Annotated in this window: 15 protein-coding genes; 8 read left to right on the forward strand and 7 right to left on the reverse strand. The window is 70.9% G+C overall.

The annotated features are described in order from the left end of the window. Positions 1-94 precede the first annotated feature (94 nt). The gene (locus tag ACFVQ0_RS06720) at positions 95-1,015 is read left to right on the forward strand and encodes an FG-GAP repeat domain-containing protein (RefSeq protein WP_390085201.1); all 921 of its coding nucleotides are present in this window, start codon (positions 95-97) and stop codon (positions 1,013-1,015) included. A gap of 90 nt (positions 1,016-1,105) precedes the next feature. On the opposite strand, the gene acnA is transcribed toward ACFVQ0_RS06720, so the two are convergent. From acnA to ACFVQ0_RS06740, 4 genes are all read right to left on the reverse strand, one after another. Next, on the reverse strand, positions 1,106-3,832 hold the full coding sequence (acnA, locus tag ACFVQ0_RS06725) for an aconitate hydratase AcnA (RefSeq protein ID WP_390085203.1): 2,727 nt from the start codon (positions 3,830-3,832) through the stop codon (positions 1,106-1,108). A 230-nt stretch (positions 3,833-4,062) separates the two neighbouring features. Then, on the reverse strand, positions 4,063-4,503 hold the full coding sequence (locus tag ACFVQ0_RS06730) for a glutaredoxin domain-containing protein (protein WP_390085205.1): 441 nt from the start codon (positions 4,501-4,503) through the stop codon (positions 4,063-4,065). 39 nt (positions 4,504-4,542) lie between these two features. Further along, on the reverse strand, positions 4,543-5,727 hold the full coding sequence (locus ACFVQ0_RS06735) for an alpha/beta hydrolase family protein (RefSeq protein WP_390085207.1): 1,185 nt from the start codon (positions 5,725-5,727) through the stop codon (positions 4,543-4,545). 106 nt (positions 5,728-5,833) lie between these two features. Continuing rightward, positions 5,834-6,616, reverse strand: coding sequence for a TetR/AcrR family transcriptional regulator (locus ACFVQ0_RS06740; RefSeq protein WP_390085209.1), 783 nt, complete (start codon positions 6,614-6,616; stop codon positions 5,834-5,836). A 189-nt stretch (positions 6,617-6,805) separates the two neighbouring features. On the opposite strand from ACFVQ0_RS06740, the gene ACFVQ0_RS06745 reads away from it, so the two are divergent. The 4 genes from ACFVQ0_RS06745 (at position 6,806) to ACFVQ0_RS06760 (ending at position 10,786) form a co-directional block, all read left to right on the forward strand. After that, complete coding sequence (locus tag ACFVQ0_RS06745; RefSeq protein ID WP_390085211.1) at positions 6,806-9,034, forward strand: MMPL family transporter; 2,229 nt, start codon at positions 6,806-6,808, stop codon at positions 9,032-9,034. Positions 9,035-9,176: 142 nt separating this feature from the next. Beyond that, entirely contained in the window at positions 9,177-9,989 is an 813-nt protein-coding gene (locus ACFVQ0_RS06750) for a class I SAM-dependent methyltransferase (protein WP_390085213.1), read from the forward strand. A 78-nt stretch (positions 9,990-10,067) separates the two neighbouring features. Next, positions 10,068-10,478 carry a VOC family protein gene (locus tag ACFVQ0_RS06755; protein ID WP_390085215.1) on the forward strand — a complete coding sequence of 137 codons (411 nt, stop codon included), beginning with the start codon at positions 10,068-10,070 and terminating at the stop codon, positions 10,476-10,478. A gap of 20 nt (positions 10,479-10,498) precedes the next feature. Further along, positions 10,499-10,786, forward strand: coding sequence for an AraC family transcriptional regulator (locus ACFVQ0_RS06760; protein ID WP_390085216.1), 288 nt, complete (start codon positions 10,499-10,501; stop codon positions 10,784-10,786). Between the two features lie 36 nt (positions 10,787-10,822). Here ACFVQ0_RS06760 and ACFVQ0_RS06765 read toward each other — a convergent pair whose 3' ends face one another. Further along, the gene (locus ACFVQ0_RS06765) at positions 10,823-11,473 is read right to left on the reverse strand and encodes an MOSC domain-containing protein (protein WP_390085218.1); all 651 of its coding nucleotides are present in this window, start codon (positions 11,471-11,473) and stop codon (positions 10,823-10,825) included. Between the two features lie 287 nt (positions 11,474-11,760). Between ACFVQ0_RS06765 and ACFVQ0_RS06770 the strand changes: the two genes are divergently transcribed. From ACFVQ0_RS06770 to ACFVQ0_RS06780, 3 genes are all read left to right on the forward strand, one after another. Further along, positions 11,761-13,290 (forward strand): helix-turn-helix domain-containing protein, encoded by a 1,530-nt coding sequence (locus ACFVQ0_RS06770; protein WP_390085220.1) that lies wholly within the window; start codon positions 11,761-11,763, stop codon positions 13,288-13,290. A gap of 555 nt (positions 13,291-13,845) precedes the next feature. Beyond that, positions 13,846-14,667: a GH25 family lysozyme gene (locus ACFVQ0_RS06775; RefSeq protein WP_390085422.1), complete on the forward strand. Its 822-nt coding sequence runs from the start codon at positions 13,846-13,848 to the stop codon at positions 14,665-14,667. Between the two features lie 117 nt (positions 14,668-14,784). Then, entirely contained in the window at positions 14,785-15,273 is a 489-nt protein-coding gene (locus ACFVQ0_RS06780) for a DUF6069 family protein (protein ID WP_390085222.1), read from the forward strand. 7 nt (positions 15,274-15,280) lie between these two features. On the opposite strand, the gene ACFVQ0_RS06785 is transcribed toward ACFVQ0_RS06780, so the two are convergent. Together ACFVQ0_RS06785 and ACFVQ0_RS06790 are read right to left on the reverse strand one after the other, a co-directional pair. Continuing rightward, positions 15,281-16,201 (reverse strand): endo-beta-N-acetylglucosaminidase H, encoded by a 921-nt coding sequence (locus tag ACFVQ0_RS06785; RefSeq protein WP_390085224.1) that lies wholly within the window; start codon positions 16,199-16,201, stop codon positions 15,281-15,283. A 163-nt stretch (positions 16,202-16,364) separates the two neighbouring features. Next, positions 16,365-17,480: a P1 family peptidase gene (locus ACFVQ0_RS06790; RefSeq protein WP_390085225.1), complete on the reverse strand. Its 1,116-nt coding sequence runs from the start codon at positions 17,478-17,480 to the stop codon at positions 16,365-16,367. Between the last annotated feature and the right edge of the window lie 54 nt (positions 17,481-17,534).

Below are 17,534 nucleotides of genomic sequence, written 5' to 3' on the forward strand. Positions count from 1 at the left end.
TTCGGACCCGAAATCGTGACACGATTCGGCTGAATCCGTGGCCCGCCGCCACCGAGGGGCGGGCCACGACCGATCACGATCCATGGAGCACTTCGTGGCCGAAACCGCTGGCCGTATCCACCGACGCACGGCCGCTCGCGCGGCAGCCGCCGCGCTCATCGCCGGCCTCGTCGCCACCGGCACCTCCGCCGTGGCCGCCGGCTCCCCGCAGCCGTCGGCCGCGGCCGCCGAGCCCGCCCAGGCACCCGCCGCAGCGGCGGCGGCAGCCGTCGTCACCCCCAGGTTCGCCCTGTACGGCGCCAACTCCGCGGGCACCCTGTACGCGTACACCGGAAACGGGAAGGGCGGGCTCAGCGCCCGCGCGAACAAGGGCTCCGGCTGGACCGGTGTCAGCGCCCTGTTGCAGGTCGACAACGACGGGAAGGCCAACGGCTACAGCGAGGGTCTCTGGTTCCGGGAGACCAACGGGAACGTCGGCTACCTGAAGTTCGAGGGCGAGAAGCCGGTCAAGGTCGGCTCCGGCTGGAACATCTACGACAAGCTGGTCTCGCCGGGCAACATCGGCGGCGCCGCCGCGGGCGATCTGCTCGCCCGCGACGCGAAGGGCGACCTGTATCTCTACCTCGGCCACGGCGACGGCACGGTCACCAAGCGCCTCAAGGCCGGTTACGGCTGGAACGTCTACAGCGAGATCGCCGGCAACGGCGACCTGACCGGCGACGGCAGGAACGACGTCGTCGCGCGGGACAAGTCCGGCGTGCTGTGGCTGTACAAGGGCACCGGCAGCCAGAAGGCGCCGTTCGCCGGCCGCACCAGGATCGGCAGCGGCTGGAACCAGTACGACCGGCTGGTCTCCACCGGTGACATCAGCGGGGACGGCCGCACCGACCTCCTCGCCCGCACCGCCAAGGGCGAGCTCTACCTGTACGAGGGCACCGGCAAGGCCGCCGCCCCGTACCGGGCCAGGGTGAAGGTCGGTACGAGCGGCTGGGACGGCTACAAGTTCCTCTTCTGATCCGACGAGGTTTCAGCAGGGCCGGAACACGCGGGAGGGCCGCATCCCCGTCGCGGGGATGCGGCCCTCTCCTCGTACTGCCCGCCGGTCCTACTTGCGGATCAGGCTGCGCAGCACGTACTGCAGGATGCCGCCGTTGCGGTAGTAGTCCGCCTCACCGGGGGTGTCGATGCGGACGACGCCGTCGAACTCGACTCCGGTGTCGGTGGTGACCTTGACCGTGGTCGGCGTGGTGCCGTTGTTCAGCTCGGTCACGCCGGTGAAGGAGAAGGACTCCTCGCCGGTCAGGCCGAGGGACTCGGCGGTGTGGCCCTCCGGGAACTGGAGCGGGAGGACGCCCATGCCGATGAGGTTCGAGCGGTGGATGCGCTCGTAGGACTCGGCGATGACGGCCTTGACGCCGAGGAGCGCGGTGCCCTTGGCGGCCCAGTCGCGGGACGAGCCCGAGCCGTACTCCTTGCCCGCCAGGATGACCAGCGGGGTGCCGGCGGCCTGGTAGTTCTGCGAGGCGTCGTAGATGAACGAGACAGGGGCATCGCCCGCAGCAGCAGCCTGGGTGAAGTCGCGGGTGAAGCCGCCCTCGGTGCCCGGCGCGATCTGGTTGCGCAGGCGGATGTTGGCGAACGTGCCGCGGATCATGACCTCGTGGTTACCGCGGCGCGAGCCGTAGGAGTTGAAGTCACGGCGCTCGATGCCGTGCTCCGTGAGGTACTTGCCGGCCGGGGTGTCGGCCTTGATCGCACCGGCCGGGGAGATGTGGTCGGTGGTGACCGAGTCGCCCAGCTTGGCGAGGACGCGGGCGCCCGTGATGTCGGAGACCGGGGTGGTCTCCATCGTCATGCCCTCGAAGTAAGGGGGCTTACGGACGTACGTCGACTCGGCGTCCCACTCGAAGGTGTTGCCGGTCGGGATCGAGAGCGCCTGCCACTGGGCGTCGCCCGCGAAGACGTCCTCGTAGGACTTGTTGAACATGTCCTCGCCGATGGAGTTGGCGACGACGTCGTTCACCTCGGCCTCGGACGGCCAGATGTCGGCGAGGAAGACGGGCTTGCCGTCCTGGTCGACGCCGAGGGCGTCCTTGGTGATGTCGACCTTCATCGAACCGGCGATGGCGTACGCGACGACCAGCGGCGGGGACGCCAGGTAGTTCATCTTGACGTCGGGGTTGATCCGGCCCTCGAAGTTACGGTTGCCGGAGAGCACCGAAGTCACGGCCAGGTCGTGGTCGTTGACCGCCTTGGAGACCTCTTCCGGCAGCGGGCCGGAGTTGCCGATGCAGGTGGTGCAGCCGTAGCCGACGAGGTTGAAGCCGACCTTGTCGAGGTACGGGGTCAGGCCCGCCTTGTCGAAGTAGTCGGTGACGACCTTCGAGCCCGGGGCGAGGGTGGTCTTGACCCACGGCTTGCGGGTCAGGCCCTTCTCCACGGCCTTCTTCGCCACGAGCGCCGCGGCGACCATGACGTACGGGTTCGAGGTGTTGGTGCAGGAGGTGATCGCGGCGACGGTGACGGCGCCGTGGTCCAGCTCGTACGACGTGCCGTCGGGGGCGGTCACGGTGACCGGGTTCGACGGGACGCCGTTGTGCGCGGCCGGGGCGTCGGAGGCCGGGAAGGACTCCTTGCCCGCCTCCTCGTCGTCCGCGACGTAGTTGCGCACGTCCTGGGCGAACTGCGCCTTGGCGTTCGCGAGGACGATGCGGTCCTGCGGGCGCTTCGGGCCGGCGATGGAGGGGACGACCGTGGAGAGGTCGAGCTCCAGCTTCTCGGAGAAGTCCGGCTCGGCGGCCGGGTCGAGCCAGAGGCCCTGCTCCTTGGCGTACGCCTCGACGAGCGCGACCTGCTGGGCGTCGCGGCCGGTCAGACGGAGGTACTTCAGCGTCTCGTCGTCGATCGGGAAGATCGCGGCGGTGGAGCCGAACTCCGGCGACATGTTGCCGATGGTGGCGCGGTTGGCGAGCGAGGTGGCGGCGACGCCCTCACCGTAGAACTCGACGAACTTGCCGACGACGCCGTGCTTGCGGAGCATCTCGGTGATGGTCAGCACGAGGTCGGTGGCGGTGGTGCCGGCCGGCAGCTCGCCGGTCAGCTTGAAGCCGACGACGCGCGGGATGAGCATGGAGACCGGCTGGCCGAGCATCGCGGCCTCGGCCTCGATGCCGCCGACGCCCCAGCCCAGCACGCCGAGGCCGTTGACCATGGTGGTGTGCGAGTCGGTGCCGACGAGGGTGTCGGGGTACGCCTGGCCGTTGCGGACCATGACAGTGCGGGCCAGGTGCTCGATGTTCACCTGGTGGACGATGCCGGTGCCCGGGGGGACGACCTTGAACTCGTCGAAGGCGGTCTGGCCCCAGCGCAGGAACTGGTAGCGCTCCTTGTTGCGGCCGTACTCCAGCTCGACGTTCTGCGCGAACGCGTCGTTGGTGCCGAACTTGTCGGCGATCACGGAGTGGTCGATGACCAGCTCGGCCGGCGCGAGCGGGTTGATCTTCGTCGCGTCACCGCCGAGCTCCTTGACGGCCTCGCGCATGGTGGCGAGGTCGACGACACACGGCACACCGGTGAAGTCCTGCATGATCACGCGGGCCGGCGTGAACTGGATCTCCTGGCTGGGCTGAGCCTGGGAGTCCCAGCCACCGAGCGCCCGGATGTGGTCGGCGGTGATGTTCGCGCCGTCCTCCGTGCGGAGCAGGTTCTCCAGCAGCACCTTCAGGCTGTAAGGGAGGCGCGCGGAGCCCTCGACCTTGTCCAGCTTGAAGATCTCGTACGACTCGTCGCCCACGCGCAGCGTGCTGCGGGCGTCGAAGCTGTTCGCCGACACGACAGTCTCCTTCATCAATGTGCGCGTAACTCCGCGCCGCGCCTCACTTCGGCGGGCGCCGCGTGGTGCTGCCTACAGTCACTCGGAGCATCCGCTAAGGTAGGGCTTAGTTAGGTAACCCTTACCGTGCGGCGGCCCGCTGTGCGCCTTCGGCATATATCTCGATGTCGAGATAACTCTAGTACATCGCCGGGGAACGGTCATGTCGGGGCTCGCCTGTCGCGTGTGCCTCATCCCCGACGGGGGGCGAGCTGTGCGCGCACCCACGCGGGATCGGGGTTGGTGTGGGGCAGGCCCGCGACGAAGACGGTCGGCACGGTCTCGTTGCCGTCGTTGACCGCCCTGACCGCCGCGGCTGCCTCCGGGTCGCGCCAGATGTTGACCCAGTGCATCCGGCCGACGCCGCGGCCCAGCCGGATGCGCAGCCGCATGCAGTACGCGCAGCCCGGCCGCCAGTAGACGACCGGCCGGCCGTCGGCCGCGCTGCGGCGCCGCGCCTCCCGCGCACCGGTCGATCTCGGGAAGATCAGGGGCGAGTGCAGGCCGGCGAGCGCCAGGAACACCAGCAGGAGTGCCACCCCCGTGCCGGTGTTCCCCTCCAGGATCGATCCCGTCGCGACGGCTGAGCCGCAGAGCAGGTAGAGCATCGGCAGGATCCAGGCGCGCGTCATGGTGGAGCAGGCTACCGATGGGCCGAACCACCCGCCCGGTCAGGGCTGTCGGGACACCACCTCGGGATACTCGGCGGAGGGGCCGTCGAAGAGGGGTTGCGGGATACCCCGCAGGTGCAGGTCGAAGAAGGCCGCGACGTAGTCACGGGTGATGCGCCACCCCTGTTCCGAGGGCAGCGGCACGGCGGCGTCCGACAGGCCCAGTTGGTCAGCCAGGTACGGCAGGTCCGTGAAGGAGAAGTGTCCGGCGCCGGCCACGGTCAGCCAGCGCTTCCAGCCCTCCAGGTGCCGCCACGCGTCGGACCAGTCGCCGGTCGCGCTGCCGGGGCTGTGCGAGTCCTCGGCGCCGAGCATCATGAAGGGGCGCCCCCCGAGCCCCGTCGCGGCGGGGCTCACGAAGAAGTCGCCGTCGAGGTCGGCCCCCGCCCGGACGCGTCGGTCGCCCGCCATGGTCGCCGCGGCGGCCGCGCCCCCGATCGAATGCCCGGCCATGCCGATCCTGGCGGGATCGATCGCCCGGGACAGCGCGCCCGCCTGCCGGCCGTGCGTCAGCTCGTCGATCACGAAGGACATGTCCTCGGCCCGGCCGCGCACGGCATCGGCCCACTTCTCGTCCGCCTCGACCTGCTCGCACGCCGCGCAGGTCAGCACGCGGCCGCCGGGGAACGCGGTGCCGACGGATTCGTAGGCGTGGTCGACAGAGGCGACGACATAACCGCGGCTCGTCAGGTCCTCGGCGATCGAGGTGAGGGTGGCGCGCGGCATCGAGAACCCCGGGGAGAGCAGGACCAGAGGGAAGCGCCCCCGCGCCGGGGAAGCCCCCTCCCGCTCATGGGTGTCCGTCCGGGCAACCGTTTCCGGGGGCACGACGCCGTCGAGCCCCCGCGCCACCAGGAGGAGTCGCGCCTCCTCTGTCGTCATGTACGGCGCCGGCGAGCCGCTCCCCGGACGGGACGGGTACGTCACAGAGACCATCAGTTCCCGGTCACCGGCCGACGGCACCCACGGGTCCGTACGGCGGTGGTCGACCAGGTGCAGGGTGCGCCGGCCCACCGTGTACGGGCCGGTGGGATCGGGCAGTTCCAGCGCGTTCGCGGGGGCGACCCGGGACGGAGGCCGGGGAGTAGGGGCGGCGGAGGCCGGTGCGGCGCCCAGGAGCGGGGCGGACAGGGCGAGGACGAGCAGCGCGGCGGCGCCGGCTCTGTGATGTCCGGTAGTGGTCATGCGCCCAACGCTAGGCAGCGGGTGGCTCCAACACATGCTGCTACGGGGCGACTTGCGCGTACCTCCGGCGTCGGACCCCCGTCGGACCGTGGTACCACTCCCGCGCTCAGCCGGTGAGCCCCTGGTCCGCACGCGCGGGGATCTGGCGGTGGACGTCGGCCAGCAGGTTCCGCATCGCGATGCGGAAGATCTCGGCCTGATGGCCGCCCAGGAACGCGGCGTGCCCGAACACCTCCAGGATGACCAGCCCGTTGAGGTGCCCCCACGCACTCAGCAGCAGGGCGGTGGCGGGAGGCGGCAGCCGCCCCGGACCGTAGTGCGGCAGCTGCTCCAGATACGCCCGGAGCTCGGCCGAGAGCGCGGGGGTCTCGGCGGCGGCGAGCTGCGCCACGGTGAACCCGTCGAACATCTCGCGCTCGAAGATCGAGCTCATCCGGCGCATCGCCAGCGTCGTCGGACCCTCGACGGGAGCCGCGTAGTCCCGCAGCGGCGTCCCGTAGAGGAGCTGGAAGCGCTCCGGGTGGGCGACGGCCCACCGGCGGTAGCCCTCGGCCGCGATCACCAGACGCGGCAGGCCGGGGCCGTCCGGGGCGGCGTCGTCCGGGGCGGCGTCGTCCGGGGCGGCGTCGACGGCGGCCTGTACGGCATCGGCCAGATCCCCGTACGCCTTGGCGATCAACTCCGTGACGAGGGCCTCGCGGCTCGGGAAGTAGTGGTACAGAGCCTGCACGGTCATTCCCAGACCACGGGCGACCGCGCGCAGCGACAGGGCGGCGGGGCCGCTCTCGGCGATGTGCTGCTCCGCGGCGTCCAGGATCTCCCGGGTCGCGGCGGCCCGGCGGCGCTGGCGCAGGGTCGGCGGGGCCGTCATGTGTTCGTCGGCAGACATGGGGCGACCGTACGGCGGCCACCGCGAGCGGGGCAAGGGGAACTTGTCGGCCGTGAAGAAAATCTAACACTGCCAAATCTTCTTGCTCCTCACTAACGTCACTCGTGGCTCAGGCCGTTCGGGCCGTCTTCCCATCCGGACACCTCCCGTAATGGACACCTCCCATGCGGACATCTAAGGAGATCGTGCGTGTTTGAACGCATAGCCGAACTGGCGATCCGCCGGCCCCGGTTGATACTCGTCGTCGCCGTCGTGGCCGTTGCCCTCATGGGCGTCCTGGGCTCCGGCGCGTTCGGCAAGCTGCTCGGCGGCGGCTACGACGACCCGGCCTCCCAGTCCACCCGGGCCGGGAAGGTCATCGACGAGAAGTTCGGCGGGGAGACGAACCTGGTCCTGCTGGTCCGCGCCGCAGAGGGCCGCGTCGACGCCCCGGCCGCGCGGCAGGACGGCCGGGACCTGCTGGCCGGCCTCAGGAAGGAGAAGAACCTGGAGAACGTCGTCTCGTTCTGGGACACGGGCAGCGCCGCTCTCCGCTCCGACGACGGCCGCGAGGCCATGGTGCTCGCCCATGTGAAGGGCAACGACACCGAGCGCGACGAGAACGCCAAGAGCGTCATCGACGCCTACACCGGGCCGTACAGGGACGGGCTCACGGTCCGGGCGGGCGGCGCCGCAGCCGTGACCAGCGAGATGGGCACGCAGTCGGGCAAGGACCTGCTGCTGGCCGAGGGCATCGCCGTACCGCTGACCCTGGTGCTGCTCCTGGTCGTCTTCGGCAGCGCGGTGGCCGCCCTGCTGCCGCTGGTGATCGGTGTCATCGCCATCGCGGGCACGTTCGCGGAGCTCTTCCTCCTCGGCAGCGTCACCGATGTCTCCGTCTTCGCGGTCAACCTCACCACGGCGCTGGGGCTGGGCCTCGGCATCGACTACGCGCTGCTGATGATCAGCCGGTTCCGGGAGCAGCTGGCGGCCGGGGCGGGCGTGGACGACGCCGTCAGGCGGACGGTGAGTACCGCGGGCCGTACCGTCGCGTTCTCCGCCGCGACCGTGGCGGCCGCGCTCGCCGCGCTCCTGGTGTTCCCGCAGTACTTCCTGCGCTCGTTCGGCTATGCCGGGGTGGGGGTCGTCGCCATCGCGGCCTTCAGCACCCTGTTCGTCATGCCCGCCCTGTTCGTCGTGCTGGGTCACCGGGTCAACAGCGGACGGATGCCGTGGTCGAAGCCCGGCCGCGCCGGCAACCGGGCACCGGTGTGGGGCCGGCTGGCCGGTGCCGTCATGCGGCGGCCCGCCCTCACCGCGCTCCCCGTGCTCGCGGTCCTGCTGGTCGCGGCGAGCCCGCTCCTCGGCATCACCTTCGGCACACCGGACGAACGCGTGCTGTCCTCCGGCGCCGAGAGCCGCCAGGTATCGGCGGTCCTCCAGGAGAAGTTCGACGGAAACGACGACGCGGCCCTCCACGTCGTCATCGACACCTCGGTGAGCCGGGCCCCGCTGGCCTCGTACGCGGCCGGGCTGTCCGGCCTCAAGGGCGTCGCCCGGGTCGAGACCAGTGCCGGAACCTACGCCGACGGACGGTCCACGGCCACCGGCGACCCCGCGCTCGGCCGTCCCGACGCGCAGCGGATCAACGTGGTGAGCGCCCTGGCGCCGAAGTCGGACGCGTCCCAGGCCCTGGTCGGCGAGGTGCGGGCGCTCGCCCCGCCCGCCGGAACGCACGCCCTGGTGGGTGGCACGGACGCCGTACTGGTCGACGCCAAGGGCGCGATCGCGGACCGCCTCCCGATCGCGGTGACCCTGGTCGTCCTCACCACGTTCCTGCTGCTCTTCCTGTTCACCGGGAGCATCGTCCAGCCGTTGCGCGCGCTGGTGCTCAACATGGTCAGCCTGGCGGCGACCCTCGGCGTCATGACCTGGATCTTCCAGGACGGCCACCTCTCCTCCCTGCTCGGCTTCACGGCCCAGCCGATGGAGGTGTCCATGACCGTGCTGATGTTCTGCATCGCGTTCGGCCTCTCCATGGACTACGAGGTCTTCGTCACCAGCCGGATCAAGGAACTCCACGACCTGGGCGAGGACAACGAGAGCGCCGTGACCAACGGCCTCGGGCACACCGGACGCATCGTCAGCGCGGCCGCGTGCCTGCTGGCGGTGAGCTTCTTCGCCTTCGGCACGGCCGAGCTCAGCTTCATGCAGCTGTTCGGCCTGGGCAGCGGCCTCGCCATCCTCATCGACGCCGTCGCGGTACGCGGCATCCTGGTGCCCGCCGCGATGCGGCTGCTCGGCCGGTCCGCCTGGTACGCGCCCGGCTTCCTGCGCAGGGTCCACGGACGGTTCGGCCTCAGTGAGGGCGGCCCCGCGCCGGAACCCGCCGCCGGGTCGCCCGGGTCGCCGTACGCGAAGGACCCGGCCCGGGTCTGACCACGCACGGTCTTCTCCCCCGCGAGGAGTGCCCGCTTCCCGACCCCCGGGAGGCGGGCACCCGCGCGGCACCGGGCATGGTGGACTTCGGGACTTCGGGACTTCGAGTCCGGCGGACGGAGACAGCGACAGTGAGGCGGGCATGACCGAGCGCGGCGAGGACCAGGGGTATCTGCTGGACAATCAGCAGTCGGAGGCGGGCATCAGGTTCGGCGCGCTGGCCGAGCTGTTCGACCCGGTGACGTTCCGGCACATCGACCGGATCGGCGTCACCGAGGGCATGCGGTGCTGGGAGGTCGGGGCCGGCGGCCCCTCCGTTCCCGCAGGTCTCGCCGAACGGGTCGGCGCCACCGGCCGAGTGGTCTGCACCGACATCGACGTGTCCTGGGCCCGGGAAGCCGCCTCGGACGTCGTCGACGTGCTGCGCCACGACGTCGCGGCCGATCCCCCGCCGCCGGGCGGCTTCGACCTGGTGCACGCCCGGCTGGTCCTGGTGCACGTCGTCGACCGGGCCGAGGCCCTGCGCCGCATGGTCCAGGCGCTGCGCCCCGGTGGCGTGCTGCTCCTGGAGGACGCGGATCCGGGGTTGCAGCCCCTGCTGTGCCCGGACGAGTCGGGCCCGGAGCAGCGGCTGGCCAACCGCCTGCGGTCCGGGTTCCGGGAGCTCATGGCGGGGCGCGGGGCCGATCTCGCGTACGGCAGGACCCTGCCCAGGCGGTTGCGCGAGGCCGGCCTGCTCGATGTGCGGGCGGACGCCTACTTCCCGATCACCTCGCCCGCCTGCACCGTCCTTGAGGCCGCGACCGTCCGGCAGATCCGTGACCGGCTGGTGGCGGCGGGGATCGCTTCCGACGCGGACATCGACCGCCATCTCTCGAACGTCGCCAGCGGGGAGCTCGACCTGGCGACGGCCCCGATGATCTCGGCCTGGGGCCGCCGTCCGCAGAGCCCGTAAGCCGGCCCGTCCGCAGACCCGTCCGACGGGTCAGGATTCGAGAAGCGCCCGATGCGAACCGTGCCTAATCTGACCGCCATGGACATCACCATTCACACCAGCGTCCTTCCGCACGACGATCCGGACGCGTCCCTGGCCTTCTACCGTGACGCCCTCGGTTTCGAGGTCCGCAGTGACGTCGGTCAGGGACGGATGCGCTGGATCACGGTCGGGCCGCCGGGTCAGCCCGACACGTGCGTCCTCCTGGCGCCCCCGGCCGCCGACCCCGGGGTCACGGAGGACGAACGCCGCACCATCACCGAGATGATGGCCAAGGGCACCTACGGGTGGATCCTGCTGGCCACCCGGGACCTCGACGCGGCCTTCGAGAAGGTGCGGGCGGCCTCGGCCGAGATCGTCCAGGAACCGACCGAGCAACCGTACGGAATCCGCGACTGCGCCTTCCGCGATCCCGCGGGCAACATGGTCCGCATCCAGGAACTCCGCTGAGAGCCGAGAGGTGATCGCTCGTGTGCCAACCCTCGTGGGCGCGGGCCCGCGCCCAGGACCAGCTGCTGCGCGAACTGGCCCTCCTGCGCCGGGTCCGCGACCGGATGGACCGGGAGTACGCGCAGCCGCTGGACGTAGGGGCGCTCGCCCGAGGCGTCCACATGTCCGCCGGGCAGCTCAGCCACCGGTTCCGGCAGGCGTACGGCGAATCGCCGTCCGCGTACCTGATGACGCGTCGTACGGAGCGCGCCAACAGGAATCGGGACGCCTTCGCCCCGGAGGCCGCCCCGCCGGCGCTCACGCCCTGACCGGGTTGCCGCCTGCCGCCGGCTGCCGGGCCGCGCCTACGCGGACGTCCGCCGCCGGACCAGCTCCTTCTCCTCCTCCGGCAGCGCGTCGGCGACCAGCAGCCGGGGGAGCAGGTCGCCCTCCAGGGTCATGGCCCGGAAGACGAGGGCGACGGTCACGTCGTGATCCGGCCGGTGCACGATCTCGACCGGGTCTGCGGCACGGATCTCGCCCGGCTCGATCACGCGCAGGTAGGCCCCGGGCAGCGCGGCCCGCGTGAACCGCTTGAGCCAGCCGTCACGCCCCAGCCAGCCCTGGAACGTCCCGCACGGGATGCGCGGACAGGACACCTCCAGGACCACGTCCGCTCCGATCCGCCAACGCTCGCCGATCAGGGCGCCGTTGACGTCCACCCCCAGGGTCGTGAGGTTCTCCCCGAAGACCCCGTCGGCCAGCGGCAGGCCCAGCTCGGCCTGCCAGCCGTCGAGGTCCTCGCGGGCGTAGGCGTAGACGGCCTGGTCGGAACCGCCGTGGTGCTTCACGTCGTAGACCCGGTCACCGGCGAGGCCGACCGCGCCGGTGCCCTTGGGGCCGGGGGCGCTGACCGCGACCGGTCCGGTGACCGGCCGCTTGTCGATACCGGTCGCGCTCAGCCCCTTCCAGGGGTTGGGGCGGGGGCGGCCGATGTTGACCGAGAGCAGCTTCATTCCGGGGACCATACGACCGCCTCGGCGCCGGGGCGACACGTTTTCCCCGGCGGCCGGTGCCGCGGGAGCACCCAGATGGACGCGCTCCGGGTGCCGGACGGGCCCGGCGGGCGGACCCTGGAGCCGGGTGGCGGGGGCCGTGCCACGCCGTGCTCCCGCACACCTGCCGCACTTTGGCCCGCGCATCGCCCCGCACGGCAGCCCCGCACCGCGGGCCTGCACCCGCCGTCACTCGAACACCACACCCCACCAACAGGCTCATCTCATATCTGAGATAGCCTTTCGGCATGTCAGATGACTACCTCGTACGTATCGGCAAGCTCATCCGTGACGCCCGCCAGCACCGGGGCTGGACACAGAGTCAGCTCGCCGAGGCGCTCGCCACCAGCCAGAGCGCCGTGAACCGCATCGAGCGCGGCAATCAAAACATCAGCCTTGAGATGATTGCCCGCATCGGTGAAGCACTCGACAGTGAGATCGTGTCGCTCGGCTATGCCGGGCCCATGCACCTGAGGGTCGTCGGCGGGCGCCGGCTGTCCGGCGCGATCGACGTCAAGACCAGCAAGAACGCCTGCGTGGCGCTGCTCTGCGCCTCGCTGCTCAACAAGGGCCGCACCGTGCTGCGCCGGGTGGCCCGCATCGAGGAGGTGTACCGCCTCCTGGAGGTGCTGAACTCCATCGGGGTGCGCACCCGGTGGATCAACGACGGCACCGATCTGGAGATCGTCCCGCCCGCCCGGCTCGACATGGACGCCATCGACGCGGACGCCGCCCGCCGGACCCGGTCGATCATCATGTTCCTCGGTCCGCTGCTGCACCGGACGGACCAGTTCAAGCTGCCGTACGCGGGCGGCTGCGACCTGGGCACCCGGACCATCGAGCCGCACATGATCGCGCTGCGCCGGTTCGGTCTGGAGATCGCCGCGACCGAGGGCATCTACCACGCCCGCGTCGACCACACCGTCACGCCCGGCCGCCCGATCGTGCTGACCGAGCGCGGCGACACCGTGACCGAGAACGCCCTGCTGGCCGCCGCCCGGCACGACGGCACCACCGTCATCCGCAACGCGTCCTCCAACTACATGGTCCAAGACCTCTGCTTCTTCCTGGAGGCACTGGGCGTACGGGTGGACGGCGTCGGCACGACCACGCTGACCGTGCACGGCGTGCCGACCATCGACATGGATGTGGACTACTCCCCCTCCGAGGACCCGGTCGAGGCGATGAGCCTGCTGGCCGCCGCCGTCGTCACGGAGTCCGAGCTGACGATCCGCCGGGTACCGATCGAGTTCCTGGAGATCGAGCTCGCGGTGCTGGAGGAGATGGGCGTCGACTGCGACCGCACCTCCGAGTACGCGGCCGACAACGGGCGCACCCGGCTGGTCGACCTGACGGTCCGGCCCTCCAAGCTGGAGGCGCCGATCGACAAGATCCACCCGATGCCGTTCCCCGGCCTCAACATCGACAACGTGCCGTTCTTCGCGGCCATCGCCGCCTCGGCCCACGGCCAGACCCTGATCCACGACTGGGTCTACGACAACCGCGCCATCTACCTCACCGACCTCAACCGCCTCGGCGGCCGGCTCCAGCTCCTGGACCCGCACCGGGTGCTCGTCGAGGGCCCGACCCGGTGGCGCGCGGCCGAGATGATGTGCCCGCCCGCGCTGCGGCCGGCGGTGGTGGTGCTGCTCGCGATGATGGCGGCCGAGGGCACCTCCGTACTGCGCAACGTGTATGTGATCAACCGTGGTTACGAGGAGCTGGCGGAGCGGCTGAACTCGGTGGGCGCCCAGATCGAGATCTTCCGGGACATCTAGGCCGTGTCCGCAAAGTCGCGTCGTCCGCCCGGAGGGCGGGCCCGGCGTCGCCGGGCAGGCGAGACTTCGCGGACACGGCCTAGGACCTCTCGCGTCACGTGCCGCCGCACCTGTCCCGTGCGGCGGCACACGCCTGCCCCGGCCCCGGGCCCCGGCCTCTGGGTCCGGGGCGGTTTTCATCGCCGGAAACTTCCGGGTGGCGCGGGGCCGTTCCCGCAGTTCCACCCCCTCCGCACTGGTCTGGACCATAGCTGGAACCCGTACCCCCTTTACACCGCGAGCCCATCCATGCGTCACTCATGACACGTTCACATCAAGAACACTCCGCGCATCGCACTCCCCCCAGCACTCCCCCGCGCTTCCCCGCACCTCCCCCACCGCACCCCACGCGCACATACGACGAGCCGCCGGCTACGCGGGTAGATCCGCACGTGCCGGCGGGCACCTCTGGATACCGTCCCACCCCCTCGACGCACCAGGAGGCACCCGTTGTTATCCCGAATCCGCAGTCCCCGGTCCGTCCGTCACAGACTCGTGGCGGCCGCCGCGCTGGCCATGAGTGTGGCCCTCGCCCCGATCATGTCCGCGGCGCCTGCCGCGGCCCGGCCGGCGCCCGTCGGCAGCACCATTCCCCTCGGTGACGGCTACATGGGCGTCGGCTACACCGAGGACGGCAGGACCTTCCGGCCGGACACCGGACAGCTGCGGCTCGACGCGGAGGGAGCCTCCCCGCAGCTGGCCGCCACGGTGCCGGGGATCGACGTCTCCCACTACCAGGGAACGATCAACTGGGCTTCGGTGAAGTCCGCCGGGATCCAGTTCGCCTACATCAAGGCCACCGAGTCGACCACGTACCGGGACACCGCCTTCAACGCCAACTACCTGAACGCCTACAACGCCAAGGTGATCCGGGGCGCGTACCACTTCGCGCGGCCGAACCTCTCCACCGGCGCGGCGCAGGCCAACTACTTCGTGGCCCACGGCGGGGCCTGGTCGAAGGACAACCTGACGCTGCCCGGCATGCTCGACCTCGAAGGCGGCTGCTACAGCAAGTCCACCGCGTCGATGCGCACCTGGATCCTCGACTTCTACAACACCTACAAGGCGAAGACCGGCCGGGACGTCGTCATCTACACCAGCGCGAGCTGGTGGAACACCTGCACCGGCAGCTGGACCGGCATGTCCGCCAAGAGCCCGCTCTTCGTGGCCCACTGGACCAGCGCCTCCAGCCCCTCCATCCCGGCGGGCTTCCCGTACTGGACGTTCTGGCAGTACACCGACTCCGGTTCGGTGGGCGGCATCTCCGGCGCCGTGGACCGCGACCGCTTCAGCGGCACCAGCGCGAGGCTGCTGGCACTGGCCAACAACACTCCCTAGGCACGGGCGCGGTGGGCGTCGCGGCCGGGCATCACCCGTACGGACCGCGCCCGGTCGCCACCCCCGGCCGGCCGTTCCACGATCGGGGTTCGGTCAACCGAGGGGAGATGTCCGGTCGTGGACCCGCACAACGGTTACGAGTGGCAGGCACAGCAGACCGGCCAGGTGCCGCAGGAACCATCGCGCCCCCGCGTCGACACCGCACGGCTGTGGGCGGGGGGCGCGATGACGGCCGTCGTGGCGGCTCTCACCGCTGTCGTGGGGCTGCTGCTGATCCGCGGGGTGCTCGGGATCGCGGTCTTCGCACCGGAGGGTGACGGGGCGATGGGTGACGCCTCGACGGGGGTGCTCGCCGCCGGGGCGGCCCTGAGCGCCCTGGTGGCGACCGGGCTGCTGCATCTGCTGATCCTGGCCACGCCCCAGCCCGGCACCTTCTTCGCCTGGATCGTCACGCTCGCCACCGCCGTCATGGTGCTGCTGCCGTTCACGACGTCGGCGCCGCCGGCCGCCATGGCGGGCTCGGCGGCGCTCTACCTCGCCATCGGGATCACGATCGGCTGCCTGCTGTCAGCCGCGGGCCGCAGCGCGATGCGCCAGGAGTACTGACCACGCCCTAAGGCGTGTACCGGGCGTCACTGCCGTACAGCTCCCTGGTGAACGCGGAGACGTCGGCACTGCGGTCGGCGCCGTCGAGGTTGTACGTCAGATAGACGCCGTACCCCTCGCTGACGGTACGGCGGGCGAGGTCGGCGGCCGTGCTCTGCGAGGTGCCGCCGATCTCGACCGCCGCCGGGGACAGCTTCGACTTGGGCAGCGCGATGCCGGGGACCTGCCAGCTGCCGTAGTAGGGGTTCCAGGCGTAGTCGAACGCAGACGAGACGTCCACGCCGTCGTAGGAGAGCCGCGAGGCGGCCGGGCCGATGTTGTAGAGGCTGATGATCTTGTCCGGCATGTTGCCGCGCAGCGCCGTCACCAGCTGTACGAACGAGCTGTCGTTGGGCTGGCCCGTGCCGTTGTTGCCGTAGTCGGCGTACTCGTCGTCGAAATCGATGCCGTCGAGGCCGTACTCGGCCACGGTGTCCGAGAGCTGCGTCGCGAACGCCGAAGCCGTCTGCTGGTTCGGGAAGTTCGCGAAGCCCGCGCCCTCGTGGTTGCCGAGCACCGAGAGGACGACCTTGATGCCCTTCTCCTGCAACGGCCGTATCTCGGTGGCAGCGTTGTCGAGGACGCGCTGCACGTTCTCGTTGAAGTGCAGGTACGCCGCCTTCGTGCCGGTGTCGTAGTTGATGTTCGCCGCGAAGATCACGGCGACGTCGAAGACGTTGCCACCGTCGGCGAGGGTGTACTTGCCGACGTTGAGCATGCTGTTGTTGTTCACCTCGACGTACGCCACCGAGGTCGGTCCCTGCTTTGTGGGCGCCGGAGCGGGAAGGGGGGCCGCGCCGGCCGTGGCGGTCGTGCCGAAGGCGAGGGCCGCGACGGCCGAGAGCGCGAGCGCGGCGGTCCGTACTCTGCTGCGTACCGGAGTGAGCATCGTTGATCGGTCTCCCATCGCATAGGCCGGCGCCACGGACCCGTTCGGGAGCGCCGGACGATCGCTCCCGACCCTTCCGCCTCCGCCACCGGTTCCCGGGAACCTTGCGCGAACCCTCACGACTCCCACCCACGCTCCACAGCAGTCCGGCGGCCGGCTGGTCCTACGGAGCCGGAACCCCCCGGGCCGCCAGGAGTTCGGACAGCCTGTCCAGCGGCAGCGCCTGGACGTGATGGCCCGCGCGGCCGGTCATCGAATGGGCGCCGGTCAGCACATTGAGCACCGCCTCCTCCACCGACTCGACGACCGCGCCGTAGAAGGGGTCCATCCGGCCCCACGGCACGAACCGCATCGACTCGTACGGGGCGCTGTCGTCGTCGGAGGGGAACGTGCTGTTCAGCGCGGACTCGTTGGCCGTGGAGAAGGCCAGGAAGATGTCCCCGGAGAAGTGGCTGCCGGTGGTGCCGGTACGGGCGAGGCCCAGGGTGACGCGTCGGGCCAGCGCCTTGCACTGACCCGGCAGCAGCGGTGCGTCCGTCGCCACCACCACGATCACCGAGCCCGCACCGGGCGGTACCTCACGTACGCCGTCGGGGGCCTGTTCCGGGCGGTCCGGCAGTTCGAGGCCCACCGGCACACCGGCCACCACGAGTTCGCGCCGGGCACCGAAGTTGGCCTGGACGAACGCGCCGACGGTGTAGCGGTCGTCGCCGTACTCCACCACCCGCGACGCCGTCCCCGAGCCGCCCTTGAAGCCGTAGCAGCGCATCCCCGTACCGCCGCCGACGCAGCCCTCCGTGACCGGACCGGAGGCGGCCGCGTCGATGGCGGCCGCGGCGTGGCGGGACTCCACCGCCGTGCCGTGGATGTCGTTGAGGTGACCGTCCCAGGTCTCGGTGACCACGGGCAGCAGCCATTCCGGCGCCATGCCACCGCAGTTGGCGCGCACCCACTCGACCACGCCGCGGTGGACCGGGCCCACCGCGTAGGTGTTGGTGATGAGCACCGGCACGGCGAGTGAGCCGCTCTCCTCGATCCAGGCGGTGCCGGTCATCTCGCCGTTGCCGTTGAACGAGTGCCACCCGGCCGCGCAGGGCAGCCCGACCCCGTCCCGGCCGCGCGGCAGCAGCGCGGTGACTCCGGTACGCACGTCGTCGCCCTCGCGGAGGGTGACATAGCCGACCTCGACACCGGGCACGTCCGTGATCGCGTTCCACCGGCCCGGCTCGCCGTTCAGTGGGATGCCCGACTCGCGTGCCCTCTTACGGTTCTCGTCCACGGACATTCCCCTCACGCCGTCGTCAGTGATCAGTGATGAGTGGTGCGCGCAGAG

It is taken from the genome of Streptomyces sp. NPDC057900, assembly GCF_042887885.1.
Lineage (GTDB): Bacteria > Actinomycetota > Actinomycetes > Streptomycetales > Streptomycetaceae > Streptomyces.

Coding starts and splice junctions, on each gene's coding strand:
- ACFVQ0_RS06750 (WP_390085213.1), top strand. CDS start 9,177: ATGACCGAGCGCGGCGAGGACCAGGGGTATCTGCTGGACAATCAGCAG.
- ACFVQ0_RS06740 (WP_390085209.1), bottom strand. CDS start 6,616: ATGTCTGCCGACGAACACATGACGGCCCCGCCGACCCTGCGCCAGCGC.
- ACFVQ0_RS06755 (WP_390085215.1), top strand. CDS start 10,068: ATGGACATCACCATTCACACCAGCGTCCTTCCGCACGACGATCCGGAC.
- ACFVQ0_RS06730 (WP_390085205.1), bottom strand. CDS start 4,503: ATGACGCGCGCCTGGATCCTGCCGATGCTCTACCTGCTCTGCGGCTCA.
- ACFVQ0_RS06735 (WP_390085207.1), bottom strand. CDS start 5,727: ATGACCACTACCGGACATCACAGAGCCGGCGCCGCCGCGCTGCTCGTC.
- ACFVQ0_RS06785 (WP_390085224.1), bottom strand. CDS start 16,201: ATGCTCACTCCGGTACGCAGCAGAGTACGGACCGCCGCGCTCGCGCTC.
- ACFVQ0_RS06770 (WP_390085220.1), top strand. CDS start 11,761: ATGTCAGATGACTACCTCGTACGTATCGGCAAGCTCATCCGTGACGCC.
- ACFVQ0_RS06775 (WP_390085422.1), top strand. CDS start 13,846: ATGAGTGTGGCCCTCGCCCCGATCATGTCCGCGGCGCCTGCCGCGGCC.
- ACFVQ0_RS06765 (WP_390085218.1), bottom strand. CDS start 11,473: ATGAAGCTGCTCTCGGTCAACATCGGCCGCCCCCGCCCCAACCCCTGG.